This window comes from Mesorhizobium sp. Primo-A (assembly GCF_003997175.1).
Lineage (GTDB): Bacteria > Pseudomonadota > Alphaproteobacteria > Rhizobiales > Rhizobiaceae > Mesorhizobium > Mesorhizobium ciceri.
The window spans coordinates 157,656-183,039 of the sequence record NZ_RZTG01000004.1 but is presented as its reverse complement, the minus strand read 5'-3'; the positions used below and the strand labels follow the sequence as shown (position 1 = coordinate 183,039).

General features: G+C 62.4%; 24 protein-coding genes and 1 tRNA gene. 15 read left to right on the top strand and 10 right to left on the bottom strand.

What is annotated here, in order from left to right; genetic code table 11:
* The first annotated feature begins 151 nt into the window (after positions 1-151).
* From EOC83_RS09025 to EOC83_RS09015, 3 genes are read left to right on the top strand one after another with little or no spacing between them, the layout of a single operon-like run.
* Positions 152-616 (top strand): MarR family winged helix-turn-helix transcriptional regulator, encoded by a 465-nt coding sequence (locus EOC83_RS09025; RefSeq protein ID WP_013528500.1) that lies wholly within the window; start codon positions 152-154, stop codon positions 614-616.
* Entirely contained in the window at positions 609-1,901 is a 1,293-nt protein-coding gene (locus tag EOC83_RS09020; protein ID WP_082826616.1) for an HlyD family secretion protein, read from the top strand. Before EOC83_RS09025 ends, EOC83_RS09020 begins: the two co-directional genes overlap by 8 nt.
* Entirely contained in the window at positions 1,898-3,439 is a 1,542-nt protein-coding gene (locus EOC83_RS09015) for a DHA2 family efflux MFS transporter permease subunit (RefSeq protein ID WP_063169716.1), read from the top strand. Before EOC83_RS09020 ends, EOC83_RS09015 begins: the two co-directional genes overlap by 4 nt.
* A gap of 189 nt (positions 3,440-3,628) precedes the next feature.
* Here EOC83_RS09015 and EOC83_RS09010 read toward each other — a convergent pair whose 3' ends face one another.
* From EOC83_RS09010 to rpmH, 4 genes are all read right to left on the bottom strand, one after another.
* Positions 3,629-4,189, bottom strand: a complete 561-nt coding sequence (locus EOC83_RS09010; RefSeq protein WP_063169715.1) for a fasciclin domain-containing protein — start codon at positions 4,187-4,189, stop codon at positions 3,629-3,631.
* A 177-nt stretch (positions 4,190-4,366) separates the two neighbouring features.
* Positions 4,367-6,178 (bottom strand): membrane protein insertase YidC, encoded by a 1,812-nt coding sequence (gene yidC / locus EOC83_RS09005; RefSeq protein ID WP_063169714.1) that lies wholly within the window; start codon positions 6,176-6,178, stop codon positions 4,367-4,369.
* A gap of 14 nt (positions 6,179-6,192) precedes the next feature.
* Positions 6,193-6,546 carry a ribonuclease P protein component gene (gene rnpA / locus EOC83_RS09000; protein WP_013528505.1) on the bottom strand — a complete coding sequence of 118 codons (354 nt, stop codon included), beginning with the start codon at positions 6,544-6,546 and terminating at the stop codon, positions 6,193-6,195.
* A 16-nt stretch (positions 6,547-6,562) separates the two neighbouring features.
* Positions 6,563-6,697 (bottom strand): 50S ribosomal protein L34, encoded by a 135-nt coding sequence (gene rpmH, locus EOC83_RS08995; RefSeq protein WP_008833937.1) that lies wholly within the window; start codon positions 6,695-6,697, stop codon positions 6,563-6,565.
* Positions 6,698-6,975: 278 nt separating this feature from the next.
* Here rpmH and EOC83_RS08985 point away from each other — a divergent pair, with 278 nt between their 5' ends.
* The 5 genes from EOC83_RS08985 (at position 6,976) to EOC83_RS08965 (ending at position 12,261) form a co-directional block, all read left to right on the top strand.
* On the top strand, positions 6,976-8,478 hold the full coding sequence (locus EOC83_RS08985) for a HAMP domain-containing sensor histidine kinase (RefSeq protein ID WP_027161119.1): 1,503 nt from the start codon (positions 6,976-6,978) through the stop codon (positions 8,476-8,478).
* Between the two features lie 253 nt (positions 8,479-8,731).
* Positions 8,732-8,808: transfer RNA gene (locus tag EOC83_RS08980), tRNA-Arg, on the top strand.
* A gap of 323 nt (positions 8,809-9,131) precedes the next feature.
* Positions 9,132-9,908 (top strand): hypothetical protein, encoded by a 777-nt coding sequence (locus tag EOC83_RS08975; protein WP_127224211.1) that lies wholly within the window; start codon positions 9,132-9,134, stop codon positions 9,906-9,908.
* A 398-nt stretch (positions 9,909-10,306) separates the two neighbouring features.
* Complete coding sequence (locus tag EOC83_RS08970; RefSeq protein WP_127224210.1) at positions 10,307-11,287, top strand: hypothetical protein; 981 nt, start codon at positions 10,307-10,309, stop codon at positions 11,285-11,287.
* Positions 11,288-11,499: 212 nt separating this feature from the next.
* Entirely contained in the window at positions 11,500-12,261 is a 762-nt protein-coding gene (locus EOC83_RS08965) for an SDR family NAD(P)-dependent oxidoreductase (protein WP_063169710.1), read from the top strand.
* 28 nt (positions 12,262-12,289) lie between these two features.
* On the opposite strand, the gene EOC83_RS08960 is transcribed toward EOC83_RS08965, so the two are convergent.
* Together EOC83_RS08960 and EOC83_RS08955 are read right to left on the bottom strand one after the other, a co-directional pair.
* On the bottom strand, positions 12,290-12,859 hold the full coding sequence (locus EOC83_RS08960) for a TMEM175 family protein (RefSeq protein ID WP_027161123.1): 570 nt from the start codon (positions 12,857-12,859) through the stop codon (positions 12,290-12,292).
* A gap of 124 nt (positions 12,860-12,983) precedes the next feature.
* A complete protein-coding gene (locus EOC83_RS08955; RefSeq protein ID WP_164745804.1) occupies positions 12,984-13,685 on the bottom strand; it encodes a GntR family transcriptional regulator in 702 nt (233 codons plus the stop codon).
* A gap of 231 nt (positions 13,686-13,916) precedes the next feature.
* On the opposite strand from EOC83_RS08955, the gene EOC83_RS08945 reads away from it, so the two are divergent.
* The 7 genes from EOC83_RS08945 to EOC83_RS08915 all read left to right on the top strand — a co-directional run bounded on the left by EOC83_RS08945 (position 13,917) and on the right by EOC83_RS08915 (position 21,519).
* On the top strand, positions 13,917-14,957 hold the full coding sequence (locus tag EOC83_RS08945) for an ABC transporter substrate-binding protein (RefSeq protein WP_024502105.1): 1,041 nt from the start codon (positions 13,917-13,919) through the stop codon (positions 14,955-14,957).
* A gap of 82 nt (positions 14,958-15,039) precedes the next feature.
* A complete protein-coding gene (locus EOC83_RS08940) occupies positions 15,040-16,122 on the top strand; it encodes an ABC transporter ATP-binding protein (RefSeq protein ID WP_063169709.1) in 1,083 nt (360 codons plus the stop codon).
* A gap of 395 nt (positions 16,123-16,517) precedes the next feature.
* A complete protein-coding gene (gene ggt, locus EOC83_RS08935; protein ID WP_063170422.1) occupies positions 16,518-18,104 on the top strand; it encodes a gamma-glutamyltransferase in 1,587 nt (528 codons plus the stop codon).
* An 88-nt stretch (positions 18,105-18,192) separates the two neighbouring features.
* The gene (locus EOC83_RS08930) at positions 18,193-19,719 is read left to right on the top strand and encodes an acyl--CoA ligase (RefSeq protein ID WP_063170421.1); all 1,527 of its coding nucleotides are present in this window, start codon (positions 18,193-18,195) and stop codon (positions 19,717-19,719) included.
* 2 nt (positions 19,720-19,721) lie between these two features.
* The gene (locus EOC83_RS08925) at positions 19,722-20,702 is read left to right on the top strand and encodes a 2-dehydropantoate 2-reductase (RefSeq protein ID WP_013528521.1); all 981 of its coding nucleotides are present in this window, start codon (positions 19,722-19,724) and stop codon (positions 20,700-20,702) included.
* A gap of 95 nt (positions 20,703-20,797) precedes the next feature.
* Complete coding sequence (locus tag EOC83_RS08920) at positions 20,798-21,181, top strand: VOC family protein (RefSeq protein ID WP_082826717.1); 384 nt, start codon at positions 20,798-20,800, stop codon at positions 21,179-21,181.
* 104 nt (positions 21,182-21,285) lie between these two features.
* Entirely contained in the window at positions 21,286-21,519 is a 234-nt protein-coding gene (locus tag EOC83_RS08915) for a hypothetical protein (RefSeq protein ID WP_063169708.1), read from the top strand.
* An 82-nt stretch (positions 21,520-21,601) separates the two neighbouring features.
* Here EOC83_RS08915 and EOC83_RS08910 read toward each other — a convergent pair whose 3' ends face one another.
* The 4 genes from EOC83_RS08910 to EOC83_RS08895 all read right to left on the bottom strand — a co-directional run bounded on the left by EOC83_RS08910 (position 21,602) and on the right by EOC83_RS08895 (position 25,379).
* Positions 21,602-22,660, bottom strand: coding sequence for an aminopeptidase (locus EOC83_RS08910; protein ID WP_063169707.1), 1,059 nt, complete (start codon positions 22,658-22,660; stop codon positions 21,602-21,604).
* A 91-nt stretch (positions 22,661-22,751) separates the two neighbouring features.
* Positions 22,752-23,399: a class I SAM-dependent methyltransferase gene (locus tag EOC83_RS08905; protein ID WP_063169706.1), complete on the bottom strand. Its 648-nt coding sequence runs from the start codon at positions 23,397-23,399 to the stop codon at positions 22,752-22,754.
* 98 nt (positions 23,400-23,497) lie between these two features.
* On the bottom strand, positions 23,498-24,469 hold the full coding sequence (locus EOC83_RS08900) for a branched-chain amino acid ABC transporter permease (RefSeq protein ID WP_024502115.1): 972 nt from the start codon (positions 24,467-24,469) through the stop codon (positions 23,498-23,500).
* A 22-nt stretch (positions 24,470-24,491) separates the two neighbouring features.
* Complete coding sequence (locus tag EOC83_RS08895) at positions 24,492-25,379, bottom strand: branched-chain amino acid ABC transporter permease (protein ID WP_063170419.1); 888 nt, start codon at positions 25,377-25,379, stop codon at positions 24,492-24,494.
* Positions 25,380-25,384: the final 5 nt, after the last annotated feature.

Below are 25,384 nucleotides of genomic sequence, written 5' to 3'. Positions count from 1 at the left end.
GCTACCTGAGCCTTTGGGTGGGTCGCAGCCCATGCGTCATTTTTTCCAGGCGGGCTTAGTCCGTCTTGCGCACCGCGTCCAGCAAGATTATGTGCATGATGATAATAAGCATGCTCACTAACAGTCGCGCCGAAAAACTCCAGTACCTCCCATGCCATCGTCACCCAACATCAGCTTCGTGCTGCACGATGTCGCGCGCCTGCTTCGAAAGCGGTTCGAGCAGAGGTCGCGGGCATCGGGGCTGACCCGCGCCCAGTGGCAGGTGCTGGCCTATCTCAGCCTGCATGAAGGCATCCACCAGAACAAACTGGCGGACCTGATCGAGATCACGCCGATCACGCTCGCCCGGCTGCTCGACAAGATGGAAGCAAGCGGCTTCATCGAGCGCCGGCCCGATCCCGCTGACCGCCGGGCATGGCTGCTGTACCTGAAGCCGCAAGCCCATCCGCTGATCGAAATCATGCGCGGCAATGGGCGGAAGACGCGTGACGAGGCCTTTGTCGGCCTTTCCGCGGATGCGCAACTGCATCTGCTGCAAACCCTATCCCTCATCAAATCCAATCTGCTCGCGGCTTGCGCCCAGCCTGCCGCCGACCGGGAGAAAACACATGGCTGAATCAACCTCACCAAAGAAGCCTGTCGAAGAAGACGGATCCGCCGCCGACCGGGCGCGCGACCAGGTCATCCGGCTGGACAGCGAACGCGAGCAAAGGCGAGCCAGCACCGTCATCGACAATGACGAGCTCGAATCACCGGTCGCCCTGGAGCCGGCGGCGCTCGAGGCTCCGTCCAAGGAGCCACGCCAGGCCGGGGTTGCGGTGGCGCCTCCGGCGCCGGTCAAGCCCAAGCGCGGCCGGGCACGGCCGATCCTGTTTGCCCTGCTTCCGTTCGCGCTGGTCGTCGGCGGCTATTACTACGTCATCGGCGGCCAGGTCATGACGACCGACAATGCCTACATCCAGGCGCAGTCGCTCGGCGTTTCCACCGATGTCTCCGGCACTGTGTCCGAGATCGACGTGCACGAGAACGAGGCGGTGAAGAAGGACCAGGTGCTTTTCCGGTTGCGGTCGGCCTCTTTCGAAACCGCTCTTGCCGCCGCCCAGGCACAGCTCGGCACAGTGCGCAACCAGGTGCTGACCTTGCAGGCGAGCTACCAGCAGTCGCAGGCGCTGATCGAGCAGGCGCAGGCCGACATCCCCTATTACGAGGCCGCTTTCCAACGCCAGCAGGATCTGCTCAAGACCTCCACCTCCTCGAAGGCGACCTTCGACAGCGCCCAGCACGACCTCGTCGCCGCCCGCCAGAAAGTGTCCGTTGCCCAAGCGCAGGCACAGGCGACGCTTGCCCAGCTCGGCGGCGACGCCAGCCAGCCGGTGGAGAAGAACCCGTTCTATCTCCAGGCGCAGTCGGCGGTGGACGACGCCCAGCGCAACCTTGCCGATTCCATCGTCAAGGCGCCATTCGACGGCATCGTCACCAATGTCGACGCGCTTCAGGTCGGCAAGTACCTGCCGGCTTCGCAGCCGGCGTTCAGCCTGATTTCGGCGACCGATCTGTGGATCGCGGCGGAGCCTAAGGAAACCGAACTGACCTATGTGCGGCCGGGACAGACGGCGACGATCAGCGTCGACAGCTATCCCGGTGCCGTCTGGCACGGCAGGGTCGCCTCGATCAGCCCGGCGTCGTCGTCGAGCTTCTCGCTGCTTCCGGCGCAGAACACCACCGGCAACTGGGTCAAGGTCGTGCAACGCATTCCGATGCGCGTGACGGTGGACGATCTCCAGGGCAAGCCGCCGCTGCGCGGCGGGATGAGCGTCGTGGTCGGCATCGATACCGGCCATGCGCGCGGCCTGCCGGACTTCGTGACGGACCTCCTCGGTCGGTTCGGACAAAAGTCATGACCGGCGCGTCCGCGACAGGTGGCGTGGTCGCCAATCGCGGCGCCATCACCGCCTGCGTGATCCTGGCCGTGATCATGCAGGCGCTGGACACCACCATCGCCAATGTGGCGCTGCCCTATATCCAGGGCAGCGTTTCGGCCAGCGCCGACCAGATAAACTGGGTGCTGACGTCCTACATCGTCGCGGCAGCCGTCATGACGCCGCCTTCGGGCTATCTTGCCAATCGCTTCGGCCGCAAGCGCATCCTGCTGATCTCGATCACCGGCTTCGTCGTCGCGTCGGTGCTGTGCGGCTTCGCGCAGTCGCTGCCGCAGATCGTCGGCTTCCGCCTGCTGCAAGGCCTGTTCGGCGCAGCCCTGGTGCCGCTGGCGCAGAGCATCCTGCTCGACATCTACAGCGTCGAGGAGCGCGGCTCGGCGATGGCGCTGTTCGGCGTTTCGGTGATGGTCGGGCCGGTGCTCGGGCCGGTCATCGGCGGCTGGCTGACCGAGAATGTCAGCTGGCGCTGGGTGTTCTACATCAACGTACCGATCGGCGCGCTGGCTTTCGCCGGCGTCTCGATGTTCGTCCAGGAAACCAAGACGGACCTCAAGGCCAGGCTGGACTGGCTGGGCTTCGGCATGCTCAGCGTCACCATCGCGTCGCTGCAGATGTTCCTCGATCGCGGCGAGCAGCTCAACTGGTTCTCGTCGTCCGAGATCATCGTCGAGGCGCTGATCTGCGCGTCGGCCTTCTACATCTTCCTCGTCCACACCTTCACCGCCAAAAACACCTTCGTGAACCCGCGGCTGTTCCTCGACAGGAATTTCGCCGTCGGCATGATCTTCATCTTCATCATCGGCATCACCTATCTGGCCTCGCTGGCCCTGATGACGCCCTATCTGCAGACCCTGATGGGCTATCCGGTGGTGACGGCCGGCATCGTCATGGGGCCGCGCGGTCTCGGCACCATGGCTTGCATGTTCCTGGTCGGCAGGCTGATCGGCAAGGTGGACACGCGCTGGCTGCTTCTAACCGGCCTGCTGGTCACCGCCTGGGCGATGTACGACATGACCGGCTGGACCCCTGATGTCTCGCAATGGACGATCATCAGCACCGGCTTCATCCAGGGCGCGGGCCTGGGTTTCCTGTTCGTGCCGCTGACCACCATCACCTTCGCCACGCTGGCGCCGGAGCGGCGCGCGGAAGGCACCGGACTGTACAATCTGTCCCGAAACATCGGCTCCAGCGTCGGCATATCGGTGGTCACCGCGCTGTTGACGCAGAACGTGCAGGTCAACCACGCCAATATCGCCACCTATGTGACGCCCTACAACCAGGCGTTCAGCAATCCGGCGATCTTCCAGGCAATGGATCCCTACAGCGCCGCGGGCCGCGCCGCGCTCGACGGCGTGGTCACGCTGCAGGCCACGATCATCAGCTATATGAACGACTTCAAGCTGATGATGATCCTGTCGCTTGCCGCCATTCCGCTGGTTCTGTTGCTGCGCAAGCCGGCGACTCCGGCCAAGATCGACCACAGCGCCGTGATGGAGTGACGACGCTCGAAACTTATCCGGCTGCACAGGCAACAGCCAAAAAGAAACCGGGGTCCTGTGAGGGACAGGACCCCGGCCAATGCCGATACGACTTCCCAAGAAACATGGCACCTCGTCATGAGGCGGGGATGGCAGGCCCGAGAAAGCCCCAACGGACCTGTCTTGATCCCCTTTGCCGGAAGCCGTTCGTTACTTCGGCAACAGCACCTTGTTGACGACATGGATGACGCCGTTCGACTGGTTGACGTCGGCGATCGTCACTCGCGCCTCGCCGCCTGACTCATCCATGATGTAGAGCTTGCCCTTCTTGACTTCGGCGGTCAGCGTGTCACCGGAGACGGTCTTCATCTCGTATTTGCCGCCCATCGCCTTGGCCTTCTTCATCATCTCGGCGCCCGAAATCTTGCCGGCCACGACATGCGCGGTCAGCACCTTGGTGAGCTTGCCCTTGTTCTCCGGCTTCAGCAGCGTGTCGACGGTGCCCTTGGGCAGTTTCGCAAACGCCGCGTTGGTCGGGGCAAAGACTGTGAACGGGCCAGCGCCCTGCAGCGTGTCGACCAGGCCGGCGGCCTTGACCGCGGCGACCAGCGTCGTGTGGTCCTTCGAATTGACGGCGTTCTCGACGATGTTCTTGGTTGTGTACATCGGCGCGCCGCCGACATTCGGGTTCTTGGCATAGGCGGGCGCGGCAATCGCCACGCCGGCGACGAGTGCGGAAAGGGCGATGATCCTGAATGACGGCAAGCGCATGTGGTCTTCCTCCGTGTGAGGGCTGATCGGAATTGATAGCCTTTGGAAACGCACAGGCAGTCACGCCGCCGAGGGGGCGCAAGTTTCGCCGATCACGGGAACGTGATGCCGGAGCTGCTTAAACGAAAAGCCCCGCGCGAGGCGGGGCTTTGAAGGCTGGAGAAAGCGCTGCGCCTTCTATTCGGCCGGTGATGGTTTCTTTCGGAACAGCGCGACCAGATTGTCCCACAGCTCGATCTTGGCACCCTGGCGCTTCATGATGATGCCCTGCTGGAGGATCGACAGCGTGTTGTTCCAGGCCCAGTAGATGACCAGGCCGGCCGGGAAACCCGCCATCATGAAGGTGAAGATGACAGGCATCCAGGTGAAGATCGCAGCCTGCGTCGGATCCGGCGGCGTCGGGTTCATGCGCATCTGCAGGAACATGGTGACGCCCATGATCAGCGGCCAGACGCCGATCATCAGCATGTGCGGCAGGGTGACCGGGATCAGGCCGAACAGGTTGAACAGCGACGTCGGATCGGGCGCGGCCAGATCCTGGATCCAGCCGAAGAACGGCGCGTGCCGCATTTCGATGGTGATGTAGAGCACCTTGTAGAGCGAGAAGAAGACCGGGATCTGCAGTGCCACCGGCCAGCAGCCGGCAAGCGGGTTGATCTTCTCGGTCTTGTACAGCTCCATCATCGCCTGCTGCTGCTTCATCTTGTCGTCCGCGTATTTCTCGCGGATCTCGAGCATTTTCGGCTGCACCTTCTTCATGTTCGCCATCGACGCGTACGACTTGTTGGCGAGCGGATAGAAGATGGCCTTGACGATGACGGTGGTGGCGAGAATGGCCAGGCCGAAATTGCCGAAGAATTTGTAGAGCGTGTCGATCAGCCAGAACATCGGCTTGGTGATGAAGTGGAACCAGCCCCAGTCGATCAAAAGGTCGAACCGCTTGATATGACGGTCTTCCGCATAGGCGTTGATCTTGCCGACTTCCTTGGCGCCCGCGAAGATCTCGCTCTCCACCGTCGCCGACTGGCCGGCATCGACGGTGATCGGGTCGGTGAGGAAGTCGGACTGGTAGCGATGGCGGCCGTCCTCGAAATAGGCATAGCGCGGCTGGAACGGCTGCTTCTCGGTCGGCACCAGCGTCACCGCCCAGTATTTGTCGGTGATGCCGAGCCAGCCGTCGGTCGACTTGCCCGGCGTGAACTGCTTGTCCTTCTCGATGGACGCGTATTTGTGTTCCTGCAGGCCTTCCGTGCCGGTGAAGCCGATCAGGCCCTCATGCAGCACATAGGTGCTGGCAACGAGCGGCTTGTCGAAGCGGGTGACGCGGCCGTAATTGGACAGCGAGACGGCGGCCGTGCCGGCATTCTGCACCGTGTCGGACACCGTGAACATGTAGTTGGTGTCGACGGAAAAGGTGCGCTTGAAGGTCAGGCCCTTGTCGTTCGAATAGGTCAGCGTGACCGGGGTCGTCGGCGTCAGTGTCGCATTGCCGTCGATAGCCCACACTGTTTCGGGACCGGGCACCGCGCCGGTCTTGTCGTTGCCGACGAAGCCGATCTCGGCATAGTAGCCATTGGGCAGTGCCGCCGGGTTGAGCAGGCTGATCTCGGGCGAGTTCTTGTCGACCGTCTCGGTGTAGTGCTTGAGCTTGAGGTCGTCGAGACGGGCACCGGTCAGGTTGATCGAACCCTCAAGGCTCGGCGTGTCGATCTTCGCGCGGGTCGTCGTGGCGAGCGCCTGTTCGCGGCCGGCCGGCGTGACGGCATCGGTGCCGGGTGCGTTGGGAATGGCGCCAGGGGCGGCGGGCGTTCCGGTGTCGGTACCGGGATTGGTGCCGGCGGCCTTCTTCTGCTCCTCGACGCGCTGCTGTTCGACGCGGGCGGCCTCGCGCTGCGCTTCGCTGCGCGGCAACACATAAAAATATTGCCATACCGCCAGGATCAGCACCGACAGCGCGATGGTGATGAAGAAGTTCCGGTTGTTTTCCATCGAAAGCCCTTGGCCTATCGTGTTCCGCGCAGTCGGCGGGAGAGTTCGGCCTTCAACTGGCCGAACGGAGTGGTAAGCACGTCTTCGCGCCCGACGATGACATAGTCATTGCCAGGCGCCATGTCACTTGCGGCGTGCGTACGGACGGCTTCTCGCAGCCGCCGCCGGACGCGGTTGCGGACAACCGCATTGCCGACCTTCTTGGTGACGGTGTAGCCGACGCGCGGCGACAGGCCGTCGCCGCGGTCGAGAACTTCGACGAGAAAAAGCCGCCCGCGTCGTTTTTCACCACGACGGACAGCCAGGAATTCCGCGCGCTTCAGAAGCCGCTTGGGATTTGGTCCCACTGGCTTGCCGGATGCGGGCAACGATCTCGTCTTCCGTTCAGGCGCTGAGCCGCTTGCGACCGCGGTTGCGGCGAGCTGCGACGACGCCGCGACCACCCTTGGTGGCCATGCGGGCACGAAAGCCGTGCCGACGTTTGCGGACGAGTTTGGACGGTTGGTAGGTACGCTTCATTTGTTTTAATACCGCGGGGTGCGGCCCTTCTTGATTCTGTCACTGTGTAACAGGAGCTTTGCCGAGCCGGCTTTGGCGCGATCGAAACCGCGCCGGGACGAATGGCCCGAGCGTGTGCGGGCTTATAGAAAGAAGGCTTTTGGAAGTCAATCCGGAGTCGTCGGGCCGAAAGCTTCGCCATTCAGGCCGGTTTATGTTTGCGACCAAGGATGAAATTGGCAAAAAAGCCGTAATCGCCTAATCTGCGTTGATCAAGTGATCGTGAAGACATTAGCCGCATGAGCGAAACCATACAGGCACAGGAAGGGATCGGCACGGCGGGGTCCACCGAGGCGCCGGCCAGCGTGCGCACGGTGCCGCTGTCGCGCGGCCTGTCGACCAAGCTGCTGCTGCTGACCATCGTCTTCGTGCTGCTGGCCGAAGTGCTGATCTTCCTGCCCTGGATCGCCAGCTACCGGCTGAACTGGCTGAAGGAGCGGCTGAGCACGGCGGCGGCGGTGTCGATCGTGCTGGTGCAGGGTGAACCCACCTCGCTGTCGCGCACGGCGCAGAACGACGTGCTGATGGCGATCGGCGCCAAGGCGATCGCGGTGCGCGACGGAGGCGTCTCGCGGCTGCTGGTGGTGGCCGAAATGCCGCCGAAGGTCGACGAACACATCGATATCGCCTCGATCGGCATGATCAAGGGCATGACCGGTGCGCTCGACACGTTGTTTTTCGGCGGCGACCGTATGCTGCGCGTCTTCGGTCCGGTCGGCGAATCCGACAAGGAGTTCGAGCTGATCATGCCCGACAACAGCCTGCGCAACGCGATGCTGCGCTATTCGCGCAACGTCGCCTTCGTCTCGCTGCTGATCTCGCTGTTCACCGCCATGCTGGTCTACGCCGCCATCGACCTGATCATGATCGGGCCGATCCGGACGATGACGCGCTCGATGCTGTCCTTCTCCGAGGCGCCCGACGATCCCGGGCGGATCATCCATCCGGCTGCCCGCGCCGACGAGATCGGCGTTGCCGAGCGCGAGCTGTCGCAGATGCAGGAACGGCTGCAAAAAATGCTCTCCGAGCAGAAGCATCTTGCCGATCTCGGCCTGGCGGTTTCCAAGATCAACCATGACATGCGCAACATCCTGGCTTCGGCGCAGCTGATGTCGGACCGCTTGCGTCAGGTCAAGGATCCGACGGTGCAGGCCTTCGCGCCGAAACTGCTGCGCGCGCTCGACCGCGCCGTGTCTTATTCCGAAGGCGTGCTTCACTACGGCCGCACGCAGGAGCCGCCGCCGGCGCGCCGACGCCTGAGGCTGCGGCAACTGGTCGAGGACGTGCACGGCCTGCTGGACATTGAGCAAGGCATCGAGTTCGTCAATTCGGTCGAGCCGGCCTTCGAGGTCGATGCCGATTCCGACCAGTTGTTCAGGGTGCTGACCAATCTGTGCCGGAATTCCGTGCAAGCGATGGCGACCGACAGTGAAAGCGCCCTGGTGCGCCGCCTGGCGGTGTCGGCCGTGCGCCTGGGCAGCGTCAGCCGCATCGCCGTCAGCGACACCGGCCCCGGCCTGCCGCCCAAGGCGCGGGAAAACCTGTTCGCGGCCTTTCGCGGCTCGGCGCGCAGCGGCGGCACCGGCCTTGGCCTGGCGATCGCGCACGAACTGATCCGCGCGCATGGCGGCACGGTCGAGCTGGTCGAGAGCATTGGCGGGCGCACCACATTCGCCGTCACCATCCCCGACCAGCCGGTCCGGCTCGACCAGGCCCGCAACGGCCTGCGCCGCCCGGCGTGACGGTTTAGAGCGCCGGGTCGCCCGGCCCTCTTGTCCTCTGGCCCGATGCTTCTTCCAATGAGCAGGAACCGGCTCAACTTCGGACCGTTGCCATCTGCCGGAATCCCAGCCTTCATCACCAACCAAGGCACTTGTGACAAAACTTTTGCCGGATCGGCTTGCTTTTCCGAAATTCAGTCGCTAGGGAACACGTCTCGTCGCGACCGGTCGTTTACGATCGGATTGCGGGGTCATGGAAAGCATGGCCTGTTGCGCGCCCGTAGCTCAGCTGGATAGAGCACCAGACTACGAATCTGGGGGTCAGGAGTTCGAATCTCTTCGGGCGCGCCAAACAATTATATGAGACCGTTGGGATTTCCGACCTTTTCTATGTTGCCTTCAACAGCCTAGAGGGGAACAAAAAGCCGTAAAAATCCCGGAATGGGGCTCAAAGCCCCACGGATACTCCCACTAATTCATATGCGGTTCACTGGCTGTCCTACTCTCATCGAGGGTGACAAACCGTGAGGAAGCCATTCTCGGGCAGCCTCACGGAACGGGTAGCAGTTGCGCATTGCCGATCTTCCCGCCATCTATGCAAGAAGGCGCGGGGATCAATCAAGGCAATGCTTAAACCCTTTGGGAAGTGGTTCGTTACGAATTGGGAACGGGTCTTGTTTGTGATCGTCGGCTTGGCCCTGCTCGGCGCGAGCCTGACATTGATCTATCAGGAAAAAGTGACAGAAGCCGCCGCAGTCTTTGGCCTTGGCTTTCTCAGCTTTCTCTACGCCAACGTTTCGCGCTTCAAACGCTTCAAAGGGCTGGGCTTTGAAGCGGAGCTTTGGGAGGACAAGCAGAAAGAAGCCGCTGACCTCATTGAACGCTTGCGCGATATCGTTTCGATCTACACGCGGGAAGTTATACTTGGAAAGGTGAAGGCGGGGCGTATCGGGGTTGCAGGAAAGTGGAATGATCATTGGAAGCTCTATGATGATCTTGTCACGCAGCACAACACCCTTGGACAGAAGGTCGATTTTTCGGACATCAAAAAGGAAATGGATGACACTTTCCTTTTCGACATGACGATGCCCGAAATCAGGAAACTAAGAGCCGCTACGAATAAAGGAAAAGAGGCTGCAAGGCAAAGGATCGAGCAGGAGTTTGGAAGTCCCGTCCGTGACAATGAAGGCTACAATCGGCGCTGGGCGCAGTTTCGCGAGATACCTGAAGACATCAAAGACCCCTTCAAGATTTCGATCAAGGAGGATTTGGCAGGTTACGCCTTGAAGGTCTGGCGGGAAACCAAAGAACGGCTCAAACGAGATTTTGACGTGGACGCGGATGTTGACCAAAAGGTCCTTGATCGGTTCGTAACAATCTCAAAGCTCTATCAGTCCCGACCGGTTCAAGTGACGGACGAAATGATCGCATGGGCGAACCGGGAGGACTGAAATACTCCTTGCGCTTCAGTTCAAGTTCGGCAGACCTCATAGATCTCATGCGGACGACCTAGCTGGTCATGAACTCAGCCTGTTCATCGTGCCAGCCCTTCATCCACCTTTCACGGCGACCGCTATCCGTATAGGGGCATTTGCGCAGCGGGACGTGGCGTCGACAGGCTTTCTGCCCCTCTTCATAGACCGACCCGCCACCGTGAAGGTGCTCTTGTAAAAGGGCGGCACTGATTGTTGACTTCGGCATTTCATTGTCTCCGGTTTGAGTGCCGGAACATGGGAACGCGGCGACGGGGCAACAATCCGCAATTTTCGAACATCTATGGGAAAAGCGTCGACCTGTCCGTTACTTCCTTCTCCATCATATAATTGTTCCGCACGACCGGAGGTCCTAAGTGACGCTTGAAGAAGCTATTGCCGAGCATATGCAGCTAATCGACTTGGAGCTTCAGGTGGAGGAGCTCCCACTTTGGCAACGTCCGCTTAGGGCTTCAATCAAGTTCGTTCTAGAAAGCATTCTGGACATTCGGGGCGACACGAAGGAGGATTTTGCAGGGAAACCATGGTTTGCGGTGATCTTCCACCATATTGAGACATGGTATCGCGATACCTACGGAAGTGCTTTTGATCAGAGTAGCGGGGAGGGTTTTGCGTCGGGCGTAGTGCTTGTTCGGCATGTCCCGATTGAAATCCGCGTTCCACTAACACGCACCACGCCGGGGACACCTGGTGAAACCGTTTGGCTTCATTTCCCCCTTGGCATTGAACAGGGCGAGACGCCCACCGACTGGCTCGTAAACCCGCCCAACCTCGCGAAGATAGACCTGACGGAAAGCCGAAAACTGAAAACGAGGACGACGGCGGTGGCCACCGCCTTGCGCAGGATCAGAATGAACACGATGGGAGTGACCGCGCCGGATCATGAAATCACGGAATTGATTGATGGGGTTCTTTCTGATCTTCAAAACGCGGCAATAGGTCTGCTTACTGATAGTGATACCGCAAGGGGCGCTGCAATGTGGTCGATGCAGATGGCAATCGAACGGACGATAAAGGCATTCATTCTTCAAAAGACAGGCAGAAAGTATCGTGAAACCCACGACCTTTTTTACCTTTACGACGACGCGCTTCCGCATTGTTCCGGCATCAACCGCGGCCTCCTAAAGAAGCTCCCCAATTCACGCGAGATGATGGAAGGACGGTACGGTCTGGGTACGAAATGGACAATCCGCTATGCGACGGAAGCCTACTTCGCGGCGCTCATGCTCATTTCCGAGTTCTCAGCCCGGTATGATCGCAAGATAAGTGTCGGCGGCAGTCGGGTCCACCTCAAGCGTCCACCTTGGCTCACCTTGCCGAAGCCTGTCACAACCTAGGACTATTTCCCCCTACTTCTTTTTCACAGCCGCGAGCTGGTCGGACTGAATTTCCATGATGGAACGTGTTTCGGGTTTCCATACCGTCGACGCGCTGCATGCGATTTAACAGGAAAAATAGGCGCGCTATGTACCCCATGGATTATATGGTTCGACGATTGTGACCGCTGGCGTTCGACCGCGCACGGCAGGCGGAACCAACGGAGCCTGAATTGACATCCATCACTACCACCAAGCGAGCACTTATCACCGGGACCGGAGCGGCCGACGGCATCGGCTTCGCCATTGCCCGCCAGCTCGGCCATGCCGGCCATGCCGTTTTTCTCACCGGTGCCAGTGGGCGTGTGCTCGATCGCGCCGTTGAGCTCCGTGCAGAAGGCATCGACGCCAAGGCCGTGGTCGCCGATCTCACCATCGCTGCCGATGTCGCGCGGTTGCGGGCTGATGTCGGCGCGGTCGGCATCCTGGTCAACAATGCCGGCATGGGCTCGCTGGCATCGCCATCGGTCGACAAGGCGTTTCTCGCCATGACCGAGGCCGACTGGGATCAGGGGATCGACGTCAGCCTGAAGACGGCATTCCTCGTCACCAAGGCGTTTCTGCCGGCGATGGTCGAAGCGGGCTATGGGCGTATCGTCAATGTGGCGTCGGTCACCGGACCGCTGGTGTCTTTCGAAGGCACATCAGCCTATTCCGCCGCCAAGGCCGGCATGGTCGGCCTGACACGCACGCTGGCGCTCGAAGTGGCGAAAAACGGCATCACGGCCAACGCCGTGGCTCCCGGCTGGATCGAAACAGGGTCGTCGAGCGAGATGGAGCGGCAAGCCGCCCTGAATACGCCGCCGGCGCGGGCCGGGCGACCGGATGAGGTGGCCGCCGCGGTCGTGTTCCTGGCCTCGGAAGGCGCCAGCTATGTCAACGGCGCCCTGCTGGTGGTCGATGGCGGCAACAGCCTTCAGGAGCGCAAGGGCTGAAGCCGTCCAACGCGTCGGGTGCGAGAATTCAGCCTTTGCCCGAGCTTTTGCCTGCCCCCGGCGCTTCCGGCCTGAGATAGACGGCCAAGCAGCAGCAACAGATCGCCAAGCCCGCGACTGGATATTTCAGGGCGACCAGCCCCGCCAGCGCGAATAGGCAGAGCGTCGCGAGCGACCGGATGCGCATGCGCTTGCGCACCGCGAGCGGAACCGCGTTCTCCGGCATCGGGTCGATGAGTTCGCGGATCAGAAGAATGTAGGTCAGGTTCACCAGGAAGAAGACGGCGGCGTAGAAGGCGACCGGCTGCGGCGCCAGCTCGCTGACCGCCATCCACGCGGTCGCCAGCGGCAGCAGCGAAACCGAGAACAGATGCGCGAAATTGTACCACATCAGGCTGGCTGTCGCCTCCCTGGCGTGGCGTAACAGATGATGATGGTTCGCCCAGACGATGGCGATGAAGAGATAGCTGACGCTGTAGCTCAGCCATGTCGGCCAGAGCTCCAGAAGCGCCTTGAACGTCGGCAACTCCGGCGGGCGCAAGTCGAGGACCAGCACCGTGATGAGGACGGCGAACACGCCATCCGAAAATGCGCTCAACCGATCGAGCCCTGTCGAGGGAAGCACTGGACCGTCCTCGTCGCAGTTCGTGAGACATATAGTAGTGCTGTCGATAGCAATATCCATGGCCGCTCGGACCATCTGACGCCGCCGCCAGCGCCGCTCAGGACGCCTTGGCCAGAAAACTCTGGTAGTCCGATTTCGCCTGCAGCAGGCGCAGCACATTGTCGCGCGAGCCCCTTACGTGGGCGCGGGCCAGCGTGCCGGCTCGGGCGGCATCGCCGGCGCAGATCGCCTCGACGATCTCGGCATGCTCGTCGCGGGCGATCTTCCATTCGTCGAGCCACAACAGTTCGGTCCAGACATAGTGCTGGCACTTGTCGAGGATGCCGCACAGCATGCCATGCAGCATCGCATTGCCGCTGATTTCGGCGATGACGCGGTGCAGGTCGATGCCGACTTCGAGCTCCTGGAATTTTTCGCGCGTGGTGCGCTCCGGAATGGCGGCCAGCCGCTCGCATTCGGCCAGCATGGCACGCAGCCGCGCCTTGTCCTGTTCCGTCGCAGCAGCGGCGGCCAGTGCCGTCGCGTGGCCGTCGAGCAGTTCGCGGATCTCGAAGGCCTCGCGGAACATGTTGATGTCGAACTCGGTGACGACATAGCCCTGGCGCGGCCGGCCGGTGACCAGGCCGTCGCGCTCGAGGCGGTTGAAGGCCTCGCGCACCGGGGTGCGGCTGACAGTCAGCTTCGCCGCGATGTCGTTTTCGGTGACGCGTGAGCCCGGCGGAATCTGGCCGGTCACGATCATCGCCTTGAGCGCGGAATAGACCGAGTCGCGCAGCGTGTTTTTGGTTTCCTTGGCCAAGTTCCGTTTCCAGTTCTCCGGTCTTTCCGCCGGCATATGTTCTCATGCATAGCTGTATTCAAAGTCGGCGCGGTTTGCCACGCCCCGGCGCCCCATCTCCCAGCCCGGGTTGACGGCCCCAGGCGCGCCGATCGGTGTTGACATCGCTGATCCCCAAGCTACACTCAAAATTGTATACAAAATAGAATGCGAAATCAAAAACAATGGGAACACCGGTGGAGAGCCGAAAAAATGAACAGGACCAGAAGCGTTAGTATCGTTGCGATGGCGGGCCTCATGGCCTCCCTCGCGGCCCCCGCAATGGCGGGCGACACCATCACCGTCGCCTCGTGGGGCGGCACCTACCAGGAAGCGCAGACCAAGGCGTTCTTCAAGCCGACCGCCGACGCGCTCGGCATCACCATCAAGGAGGACACCACCAACGGCCTCGACGACGTACGGCTGCAGGTAACCGGCAATGCGGTGAAATGGGACATCACCGAGCTTGGCGCCGACGAATGCGCACGCGGCTCGAAGGAAGGGCTGTTCGAGAAGCTCGACTACGGCATTATCGACAAGAGCGGCATCAATCCGAAGCTTGTCCATGATGACTGGGTCGGCATTTCCTACACCTCCGTCGTGCTGATCTACCGGACCGATGTGTTCGGCGACAAAGGCCCCAAGACCTGGGCCGACTTCTGGAACGTGGAAAAGTTTCCGGGACGGCGCGCGTTGAGCGGCAGCCAGGCGACCGAAACGCTGAGCGTCGCGGCTCTCGCCTCGGGCCTGCCGATCGACAAGGTCTATCCCGTGGATGTCGACGGCGCGCTGAAATCCGTCGACAAGATCCGTGGCCATGTCGACGCCTGGTGGACCTCCGGCGCTCAGGCCATGCAATTGGTCAAGGATGGCGAAGTCGACATGGCGAGCATCTGGAACGGCCGTGCCGGCACCTTGAAGAAGGAAGGCGCGCCGGTCAGCTTCTCCTTCGACCAGGGCGTGCTGACCGCCGACTGCATGGTCATCCCCAAGGGTGCCAAGAACAAGGAAGCCGCGATGAAGGCGCTTGCGATGTTCGTCAGCCCGCAGCTGCAGGCCAATCTGCCGCTCTACGTCGACAATGGCCCAGTAAACGAGAAGGCTTTCGAGACCGGCAAGATCCCGCAGGACAGGATCAAGGACATCAATTCGGCGCCCGAAAACGTCAAGAAACAGGTGCTGCAGGACGCCGAGTTCTGGCGCGACAATCTGGTCGAGGCGACGGAGAAGTTCAACAATCTGGTCCAGCAATAGGCCGCGGACACAAGCTTACGGCGGGCAGCGTAACCAGCCACTGCCTCGCCACCTGTTCTCTGCGGCTAAGGAGCGAAAAATCTTGTCCATTGCGCCATCCGCGTTGCCCATCGGCATGCGCGGGATCGAGAAACGATTTGGCAGCGTCCCGGTGCTGCGCGACCTTAACCTCGATGTCGAGGCCGGCGAATTCCTGACGCTGCTCGGCCCTTCCGGTTCCGGCAAGACGACGCTGCTGATGATCCTGGCCGGTTTCGTGCGGGCCAATGCCGGCTCGATCAAGGTCGGCGGCGACGAGATCATCACCACGCCGCCGCACAAGCGCAACATCGGCATGGTGTTCCAGAACTACGCGCTGTTTCCGCACATGAACGTCTTCCACAACATCGCCTTTCCGCTGAAGCAGCGCGGCGTCGCCGCCGCCGAGACGGCCGAACGTGTCGAGAAGGCGCTCGATCTGGTGAAATTGCAGGGCCTGGGCGAACGCCGGGTCGACCAGCTTTCCGGCGGCCAGCGACAGCGTGTGGCGCTGGCACGCGCCATCGTCTTCGAGCCGCGCATCGTGCTGATGGACGAACCCTTGTCGGCGCTCGACAAGGGCCTGCGCGAGCACATGCAGATCGAGCTGCGCGCCCTGCATCGCCGGCTCGGCATGACCACCGTCTATGTCACGCACGACCAGCGCGAAGCCATCACCATGTCCGACCGCATCGCGGTCATGAACGCCGGGCGCATCGAACAGCTCGACAAGCCTGAAACCCTCTACGCCAGGCCGCAAACGCGATTTGTAGCCGGCTTCATCGGCGAATCGAATTTCATTCCGGTCGAGTGCCGCAACGGCTCCGTCTGGTACGAGGACCGGAGAATCCATACCGCGGCACCAGTGCCGGCAGCTGGCCAGCACCTGATGGTGGTGCGGCCGGAAAAGCTGCGGCTCCTGGCAGACGCCGAACCGACAAGCGGCGTCAACGTGCTCGAGGCGAAAGTCAGCGACATCATCTATCAGGGCGACAGCTTCGTCTGCTACGCGGCGTTGCGCGACGGCCGCCAGCTGACTTTGCGCGACTATTGCCGCAGCGATGTGCTGGCCAAAATGCCGGCGCCCGGCCAGCCAGTCTCATTCGGTCTCGATGCGCAGGACACGATCCTGGTGGCGGCAGACTGATGAGCGCGCAGCCCGCCCTCATGGAAGAGATCGGCAGCGCCGCAGGCCGGGAGCTCAACACGCAGGGACTTCACGCCGACGCCCGGCGTGAATCACTACGGCTGCTGGCGCTGTTGTCGCCAAGCCTGCTTCTGGTCTTCGCCATCATCATCGTGCCGATCGGCTGGCTGTTCTGGCTGTCGCTGTTCGACGAAGCGGGCGGCTTCAGCGCCGCCAATTATGCGCGATTCTTCGAGCAGGCCTCCTACATCAAGACCTTCATCACCACCTTCAAGGTCGCCTTCATCGTCACCGGCGCCTGCGTGCTGCTCGGCTCGGCCGGCGGCATTGATTTCACCAGATCAATTCGCAGAAGCGACCAATTTGCAGAAGTGACTAGGGGATATTCAGACAGAATGCGTGATTTCCAGTTTCCCGGCCGCTCGCCGGTTCGTGCCACCGAGGCGGTTGCCGCGACCTCGCATCCGCTTGCAACGCTTGCGGCCATCGACATGCTGCGCTCCGGCGGCAATGCCATGGACGCCGCGGTCTGCGCCGCCGCCGTGCAGGGTGTGGTCGAGCCGCAATCGACGGGCATCGGTGGCGACTGCTTCGTGCTTTATTCTCCCGGAGGACAAGGCAATGTGCTGGCCTTCAACGGCTCGGGGCGAGCGCCGGCCAGGGCGACGGTCGGCTGGTATCTCGAAAAAGGCTTCGACCGCATCCCGCTGCAGGGTCCGCATGCGGTCACCGTACCCGGCGCCGTCGACGCCTGGAGCCGCCTGCTCGAAGACCATGGCCGCAAGGGCCTTGCCGAGGCGCTGACGCCGGCCATTCACTATGCCGAGAACGGCTATGTCGTGCACGACCGCGTCGCCTTCGACTGGGCCGAGCCGGAGACCGACCTGTCGGCCGACGAGCATGCCGCGCGCATCTTCCTGCCCGGCGGCAGGGCGCCGAAGGCGGGTGACGTCCATCGGCAGCCGGAACTGGCGGCGACCTTGCGCATCATCGCCAAACACGGCCGGTCCGGTTTCTACGAAGGCGCGGTCGCCGACGATATGGTGAGCCGGCTCAACGAATTGGGCGGACTTCATACGGCCGAGGATTTTGCCGCGACCAGAGGCGACTATGTGGCGCCGGTCAGCACCTCCTATGGCGGCCATGAGATCCACCAGATGCCGCCGAACAATCAGGGGCTGACGGCGCTTTTGATGCTCAATTTGCTGTCGGGCTTCGAGCTTGGCGGGCTCGACCCCAATGGCGCCGAACGCCTGCATCTGGAGATCGAGGCCGGACGCCTGGCTTACCGCGACCGCGACCGCTATGTCGGCGACCAGGACCATGTCCCGGTGCCCCTGAAGCAGCTCCTGTCCGGCGCCTATGCCGACCGGCTACGCGCCGAGATCGACCGCGACCGCGCCATCACGCATCTGCCGCGCGTCGAGCTGCCCGGCAGCGACACGGTCTATATCTCCATCGTCGACCGCGACCGCAACGCGGTCTCCTTCATCAACTCGACCTATTATTCGTTCGGCAGTGGCGTCGTCGGCCCGAAGACCGGTATCGTGCTGCAGAACCGTGGTTCGAGCTTCCGCCTCGACCCGGCGCATCCGAACGCGATCGCGCCGGGCAAGCGGCCGATGCACACGATCATGCCGGGCATGGCGACGAAGAACGGCCGCGTGGTGATGCCGTTCGGCGTCATGGGCGGCGGTTACCAGCCGTTTGGCCATGTCCACCTGCTCACCAACATGATCGATTTCGGCATGGACCCGCAGCAGGCACTGGATGCGCCGAGGGTGTTTTACAACGATGACACAGTGGAAGCCGAGCGTGGCGTTCCCACTGATGCAACCGAGGGCCTGCGCCGGCGCGGCCACCGCATCGCCGAACCGCATCATCCGCTTGGCGGGGGGCAGGTGGTGCTGATCGACTGGGAGAAGGGGACGCTGACCGGCGCTTCCGATCCGCGCAAGGATGGTTTGGCGCTTGGCTATTGAGGTGATCCGTTGTCCAATGGCGCCCATATCGAGGCAAGCCCGTCAGAAGGGCTCTCGCCAGTAATCGTTCGAAATCCAGCCGGTGATCATGACCCAAACTGAAACCCACGCAGATCTCTCCCGCCGTCTCGCCGCCGGCGCCGACGACGCCCCCGCCATTCTGGCGCCCGACAGGGCAACGCTCAGCCATGGCGGATTGCGCAGCATGATCGCCGACACGGCAAAACAGCTGCATGCGCGCGGCATCGGCCGCGGCGACAGGGTGGCGATCGTGCTGCCGAACGGGCCCGAGATGGCCACCGCCTTCGTCGCCGTGGCGGCCGCCGCCTCTACGGCGCCGCTCAACCCCGCCTACCGGGCCGACGAGCTCGATTTCTACCTGACCGACATCGGCGCCAAGGCGATCCTCGTCGCGGAGGGTGAGACCGGCCCCGCGGTGACGGTGGCCGAACGCCTCGGCATCGGCGTGCTGCGGCTCGTCGTGCAGCCCGGCACACCGGCCGGCAGTTTTGCTATCGAGGGCGCGGCGATCGGACCGAAGGCCGCGCCCGACATGGCGCAAGACAGCGACATTGCGCTGCTGCTGCATACCTCCGGCACGACATCGCGTCCAAAACTGGTGCCGCTCAGCCATGCCAACATCGCGGCCTCGGCAGCTCATATCGGCGGCACGCTTGGCCTGACGGCCGATGACCGTTGCCTCAATATCATGCCGCTGTTCCACATTCACGGCCTGATCGCGGCCGTGCTGTCGTCGCTGGCTGCCGGCGGCAGCATCTACTGCACGCCGGGTTTCAACGCGCTGCGCTTCTTCCAGTGGCTGAGCGAGGCGCAGCCGAGCTGGTACACGGCGGTGCCGACCATGCATCAGGCGATCCTGGCCCGCGCGGCACGCAACACCGAGGCGCTGGCGGCGGCGCGCCTGCGCTTCATCCGCTCGTCCTCGGCGTCGCTGCCGGCGCAGGTAATGACTGAGCTGGAAGCGACCTTCGGCTGCCCAGTGATCGAATCCTACGGGATGACCGAGGCGGCTCACCAGATGGCCTCGAACCGGCTGCCGCCGGGCCAGCGCAAGCCCGGCAGCGTTGGTGCCTCCGCCGGGCCGGAGGTGGCTGTGATGGCGCCCGACGGGCGGCTGCTCGATGCAGGCGAGTCCGGCGAGATCGTCATCCGCGGGCCCAATGTCACGACGGGCTACGAAAAGAACCCGGATGCCAACGCCACGGCTTTCGCGCATGGCTGGTTCCACACCGGCGACCAGGGCGTGCTGGACGGGGACGGCTATCTCAGGGTCACCGGTCGGCTCAAGGAGATCATCAATCGCGGCGGCGAAAAGATCTCGCCACTCGAGGTCGACGATGTGCTGATGGACCATCCGGCGGTGGCACAGGTCGTCACCTTCGCCATGCCGCATGACAAGCTTGGCGAGGAGGTGGCGGCGGCGGTTGTGCTGCGCGAAGGCATCAGCGCCGCTGAGAGCGACATCCGCACCTATGCCGCGACGCGGCTTGCCGACTTCAAAGTGCCGCGCAAGATCCTGATCCTGGACGAGATCCCCAAGGGCGCGACCGGCAAATTGCAGCGCATCGGCCTTGCCGCCAAACTCGGGCTTTGACGATGAAGATCACCATCTTCGGCGCCGGTGCGATCGGCGGCTATCTCGCTGCCAAGCTTGCCGCCGCCGGCCGCACCGATCTCTCGATCGTCGCGCGCGGCGCCCATCTGGAAGCGATCAAGGCAGATGGCCTGCGCCTGATCGAGGATGGCCAGGAGACGTCCGTCCCCGTCCGGGCCGCCGCCAAGGCCGAGGAACTTGGCGTGCAGGATTATGTCGTGCTGGCGCTGAAGGCCCATTCCCTCACCCCGGCGCTCGACCAGATCGCACCGCTGCTTGGGGACCACACATCAGTCGTCACCATGCAGAACGGCGTGCCGTGGTGGTATTTCCACGGCGTCGGCGGGCCGCTCGAAGGCACCAGGCTGAACGCGGTCGATCCCGGCGGCGCGATCTGGCAGCGGATTGGACCGGACCGCGTCATCGGCTCGGTCGTCTATCCCGCGGTCGAGGTCGATGCGCCGGGGCTCATCCGCCATGTCGAGGGCAAACGCTTCTCGCTCGGCGAACCCTCGGGCGAGCGCAGCGAACGGGTCACGCTTCTGGCCGAGGAGATGGTCAAGGGCGGCTTGCAGGCGCCGGTGCGCGAAGACATCCGCAGCGAGATCTGGGTAAAACTGTGGGGCAATCTTTCGTTCAACCCGATCTCGGCGCTGACCGGCAGCACGCTTGCCGCGATCGTTGCCGACGAGGGCACCCGCACGCTCGCCCGCACCATGATGCTGGAGGCGCAGGCGATCGGCGAAAGCCTCGGCGTGCGTTTTCCCATCGCGGTCGACCGGCGCATCAAGGGCGCCGGCGATGTCGGCGAGCACAAGACCTCGATGCTGCAGGACCTGGAGCGTGGCCGGCCGATGGAGATCGACGCGCTGGTGAGCGCGGTGCAGGAACTTGGCAGGCTAACGGACAAGCCGACCCCGACCATCGATGCCGTGCTGGCGCTGGTGCGGCGGCTGGCGGTGGAACGCGGGTGTTATGGATAATGGGCTCGGGGTTGATCAGCACCGTGGCGAGGGCGCGACGATCCAGGCCTTGAAGCGCCTTGGCCTCATCTCCCAGCTTGACCAGGGTTAGCAGCATGCTGAACGCCATTCACCACGTCGCGCTCATCTGCACCGACTACGACCGGTCGCGACGGTTCTACGTCGAACTCCTCGGCCTCGATCTGATCCGGGAGGTTTATCGGGAGGAGCGGCAGTCATGGAAGGCGGATCTGCGGATCGGGTCGGCCCAACTGGAATTGTTCTCCTTCCCTGCACCGGCGACGCGGCCGTCCCACCCAGAGGCTACAGGCCTGAGACATCTGGCATTCGCGGTGGCTAATCTTGATCCCGTGATTATCCGCCTGGAAGCCGCAGGCGTTGCCGTCGAGCCAATCCGGATCGATCCATACACAGACCAACGGTTTACCTTTTTCAGGGACCCGGATGGATTGCCGCTGGAACTCTACGAAGCCCCATAAGGAACGGTTCGATTTCACGATGGGCGCTTTGTACTGACGGTCTCGGTATCGGCGGACCGCGAATCTGTGCTAAGCGCCGCCCAACTAACCAAAGGACGACACCAATGAGCGAACTGACCGTGGCCGAGGCGACCGAGAGCATCTATGCCTCGCTCCGGGCGGACAATGCCGACATCGACACACATATCGCGGCGCTTAAGGCGGCGCTGACGCGAGAGGGGATCAAACAGGCGGTGTTCGATCCGACCAAGCTGGCGCAGAACAACCGCTCGGGCCGCAAGTTGATGCAGGCTTATTTTCGGCAACGCGGCGTGAGCGTGAAGTTTTCGGACCAGTAGAACCGCGCGCGATCTCAACCGTGTGATTGGTTGGTTTCGGACGCATGTTCTCCGACGCTCCGGGCCCTCCCATTTGACCGACTCAATAACAGCGATCTGCGGCCGCAAGGGCTTCGGCACGGTGAGCTTGGTCCAGTGCGCCAATCCGTCGGACCGACGCATAGAACCTGACATAGTCGCCCGAGCACAGATCGAACAGGCGCAGAAACGCGGTCACCCGATCGCTATAGACGGAAGTCGCGGCGAGCTTTGCATTGTTGATCGGGGAAGCGAACCAGGCATCGTATCCCCGGTATCGGCCCCAGCGCCTGTCGCGCATGTGTCGGTAGCGCATCCGCAGCCGTTCAATCGCCGCCGTCTTTGCGGCCAGTTTTTGCTCCGAGGTTCCGGCGTTGGAATAGACTTTTGCCAACTCGTCCCGTGTTTGCGACACCAGCGCAAGAAATTCAGCTTTGCGCCTCCGGGCGGCTTCGTAACGGCGCAATGCGGCGGTATCGCCAGCCGCGCGCAGCCATTTTCTCACGCCGGTCGTTTCGACGGCGACAGCGAACGACTCGTTGAATGCGGAATCGTCGTGCACGTAGACGCGCTGGTGGGCCAGTTCATGGAACACCAGCCCTGCAAGATAGGTTTTATCCTCGCTGAACATCGTGCTCAGCAGCGGGTCACTCGACCAGCCAAGCGTGGAATATGCGGTGATGCCCGTCACATAGACATCCATGCCCTGTCCTTGAAGTTCGGCAGCGGTTTCAATTGCGGACTTCCTGGAGAAATATCCCCGGTAGGGCACGCAGCCGAAAACGGGAAAACACCATGTTCGCGGCGTCAGCGAGAATGCCGGCGCGGCGAAGACGGCCCATGTCACCGAATCCCGGCCGATATCGACATAGCTGCGGTAGCTGCTGTTGTCGGGCAGCGCCAGTTCATCCGTTGCGAACTGTCGTATGGCGCTCGCCGATGCCATTCGAGCGCGCAATGCCTTCGGCGTCGAAGGGTCCTCGATCAGTTTTCCGACATCCTGGCGCGCCGTCATGATCCGCAGATGACCCTGCACGGATTGCGCGTAATAGGAAACACTGGTGCAGCCGGTCGCGCCAGACACCACGATCATAACGGCAACCAATCGAAAGAATGCGCGCATCACGATTTGCCCACAGCAGTGCTCCCGTACCGATCGGGCGATTGTCGCGATTGCCCCAGGTCCCAAGCAGCCGCATCGATTTGATCGAGGTCTATAGCTTTCTAAAGAATCCGGACAGAATATTCGGACCCACTTCGCCAGGGCGCAGTCTGATCCCGTCCTCGAAGCAGTTCAGCGTCATGCATTCGAAGCCGCTGCGTGCGAGGAATGCCACCAGCGAGTCACGATCGAAGTGGTGGAGGTGCTCGTCGGGAAGACGCATACGCCACGTCCGGAACCAGGCGTCGCCGTCGGCGCCGAGCTCGCGCCAGCGGCAATAAGGGACGGCGACGGCCAGGTAGCGGGCCTTAAGCCGGGCGAGGAAACCCAGATCCGGGATATGCTCAAGCACATCGAACATGGCGACGAGATCCCACGAGCTGGAGAGCGCCTCATCCCAATCGACGAAGCGGACGCCCTTGGGCAGCGGAAACCTGGTTATGTCGCAGCCGGCGCAGTCGGCGACCCCGGTTATTTTCGCGGCTTCGATGAATGTGCCGGTGCCATATCCAATCTCCAGCACGGACCGGGGGATCTCGCCAGTGATCCCCAGCACCCAGCCGAGTCGCTGATATCCGAGCTTGATGGTCCGGTCACTCAGGTCCTCGTAATAGGAAATGTACTGCTTGTCATACTTGATCGGTTTGGAGTCGACCTGGTGGATCACGCCAAACCCGTCCACCGCGTAGTTGTCCAACATTGGCGTGCGGCCCCCCAGGTTCCGAGTTCCTTACCGGCAGAACTAGGACGCAACCGGACAATCGAGCGGTCAGGTATTCAGCCGCCAGCTTGAACTGCTCAGTCCTTGCCCGCCCGCTTGAAAATCCGCGCATAAAATTCGCCGACGATGCCGCGCCGGAAGATCAGCACGCACACCATGAAGATGAGGCCGGTGGCGATGGTCACCGGAAAGCCGGAAGTGGCAAGCGTGTTTTCCAGGCCAATGACAAGGCTGGCGCCGATGATCGGCCCGACCATGGTGCCGATGCCGCCGAGAAGCGTCATCAGGATCACTTCGCCCGACATCTGCCAGGTGACGTCGGTGAGCGTGGCGAACTGGAAAACGATCGCCTTGAGCGAGCCGGCCAGCCCGGCCAGGGCCGCCGACATGACGAAGGCGCCCAGCTTGTAGTTGGCGACGGAATAGCCCAGCGAAATGGCGCGGTTCTCGTTCTCGCGGATCGAGCGCAGGATCATGCCGAACGGCGAGTTGACGATGCGCCAGATGGCGAAGACGCCGATCAGGAACACCGCCAGCACGAAGTAATACATGTTCAGCGAGACGTTCAGGTCGAGGACGCCAAGCAGCATGCCGCGCGGCACGCCCTGAATGCCGTCCTCGCCTTGCGTGAAGGGCGACTGCACACAGAAGAAGAAGAACATCTGCGACAGCGCCAGCGTGATCATGGCGAAATAGATGCCTTGCCGGCGAATGGCGAAAAAGCCCATGACAAGGCCGAGCAAGGCCGCACCCGCCATGCCGAGCAGAATGCCGGCTTCCGGCGGCCAGCCCCAGACCTTGACGGCATGCGCGGTGAAGTAGGCGGCGCCGCCGAAGAAGGTGGCGTGGCCGAACGATAAGAGCCCGGTATAGCCGAGCAGAAGATTGAACGCGCAGGCAAACAGCGCGAAACACAGCATCTTCATCAGGAAGATCGGATAGATCAGGAAAGGCGCTACCAGCAGCGCCAGGATGCCGAGCCCGACCAGCATCCATTCCAGCCGTGCCGAGGTTTTGGCCGATGCCTCGCGAAGCGTCAGTTCGGTCATGTCAGATGTCCCTTCCGACATGTCAAGCGTCCCTTCCGAACAGGCCAGCCGGCCGGACCAGAAGCACGATGGCCATGATGACGAAGACCACGAGATTGGAGGCCTCGGGGTAGAAGACCTTGGTCAGGCCCTCGGCGAGGCCAAGCATGTAGCCGGTGACGATCGCACCGAGGATCGATCCCATGCCGCCGACCACCACCACCGCGAAGACGACGATGATGAGGTCCGATCCCATAAGCGGGCTCACCTGATAGATCGGTGCTGCCAGAATGCCGGCAAGCCCGGCCAGCGCGGAGCCAAGGCCGTAGGTGAGGGTCAGCAGCAACGGCACGTTGACGCCGAAAGCCTGGACGAGACGGGGATTCTCGGTTGCCGCGCGCAGATAGGATCCAAGCCTGGTCTTCTCGATCAGCGCCCAGGTGCCGAAGCAGACGATCAGCGAGGCGACCACGACCCAGCCGCGATAGTTGGGCAGGAACATGAAGCCGAGATTGGTGCCGCCGGCAAGCAGCGGCGGCACGGCGTAGGGGTTTCCCGAGACGCCGTAATAATAGCGGAAGATGCCTTCGAGTACGAGCGCGAGGCCGAAGGTGAAGAGCAGCCCGTAGAGCGGATCGAGATCGTACAGCCTCGACAGCGCCAGGCGCTCGACCACGACGCCGAAGATGCCAACTATCAGCGGCACAAGGATCAAAGCGGGCCAATAGCCGATGCCGAGATGGGTGAGAAGCAGGTAGCCGACGAAGGCGCCGAACATATACTGGGCGCCATGGGCGAAATTGATGACGCGCAGCAAGCCGAATATGACAGCCAGGCCCAGGCTCAGCATGGCGTAGAACGAGCCGTTGATCAGGCCGACCAGCAACTGGCCGAGGAAGGCCTGAACCGGGATTCCGAAGATCATCGTCATGGCGC

Coding starts and splice junctions, on each gene's coding strand:
- EOC83_RS09025 (WP_013528500.1), top strand. CDS start 152: ATGCCATCGTCACCCAACATCAGCTTCGTGCTGCACGATGTCGCGCGC.
- EOC83_RS09020 (WP_082826616.1), top strand. CDS start 609: ATGGCTGAATCAACCTCACCAAAGAAGCCTGTCGAAGAAGACGGATCC.
- EOC83_RS09015 (WP_063169716.1), top strand. CDS start 1,898: ATGACCGGCGCGTCCGCGACAGGTGGCGTGGTCGCCAATCGCGGCGCC.
- EOC83_RS09010 (WP_063169715.1), bottom strand. CDS start 4,189: ATGCGCTTGCCGTCATTCAGGATCATCGCCCTTTCCGCACTCGTCGCC.
- yidC (WP_063169714.1), bottom strand. CDS start 6,178: ATGGAAAACAACCGGAACTTCTTCATCACCATCGCGCTGTCGGTGCTG.
- rpmH (WP_008833937.1), bottom strand. CDS start 6,697: ATGAAGCGTACCTACCAACCGTCCAAACTCGTCCGCAAACGTCGGCAC.
- EOC83_RS08985 (WP_027161119.1), top strand. CDS start 6,976: ATGAGCGAAACCATACAGGCACAGGAAGGGATCGGCACGGCGGGGTCC.
- EOC83_RS08945 (WP_024502105.1), top strand. CDS start 13,917: ATGAACAGGACCAGAAGCGTTAGTATCGTTGCGATGGCGGGCCTCATG.
- ggt (WP_063170422.1), top strand. CDS start 16,518: ATGCGTGATTTCCAGTTTCCCGGCCGCTCGCCGGTTCGTGCCACCGAG.
- EOC83_RS08930 (WP_063170421.1), top strand. CDS start 18,193: ATGACCCAAACTGAAACCCACGCAGATCTCTCCCGCCGTCTCGCCGCC.
- EOC83_RS08925 (WP_013528521.1), top strand. CDS start 19,722: ATGAAGATCACCATCTTCGGCGCCGGTGCGATCGGCGGCTATCTCGCT.
- EOC83_RS08920 (WP_082826717.1), top strand. CDS start 20,798: ATGCTGAACGCCATTCACCACGTCGCGCTCATCTGCACCGACTACGAC.
- EOC83_RS08915 (WP_063169708.1), top strand. CDS start 21,286: ATGAGCGAACTGACCGTGGCCGAGGCGACCGAGAGCATCTATGCCTCG.
- EOC83_RS08910 (WP_063169707.1), bottom strand. CDS start 22,660: ATGCGCGCATTCTTTCGATTGGTTGCCGTTATGATCGTGGTGTCTGGC.
- EOC83_RS08905 (WP_063169706.1), bottom strand. CDS start 23,399: ATGTTGGACAACTACGCGGTGGACGGGTTTGGCGTGATCCACCAGGTC.
- EOC83_RS08900 (WP_024502115.1), bottom strand. CDS start 24,469: ATGACCGAACTGACGCTTCGCGAGGCATCGGCCAAAACCTCGGCACGG.
- EOC83_RS08895 (WP_063170419.1), bottom strand. CDS start 25,379: ATGACGATGATCTTCGGAATCCCGGTTCAGGCCTTCCTCGGCCAGTTG.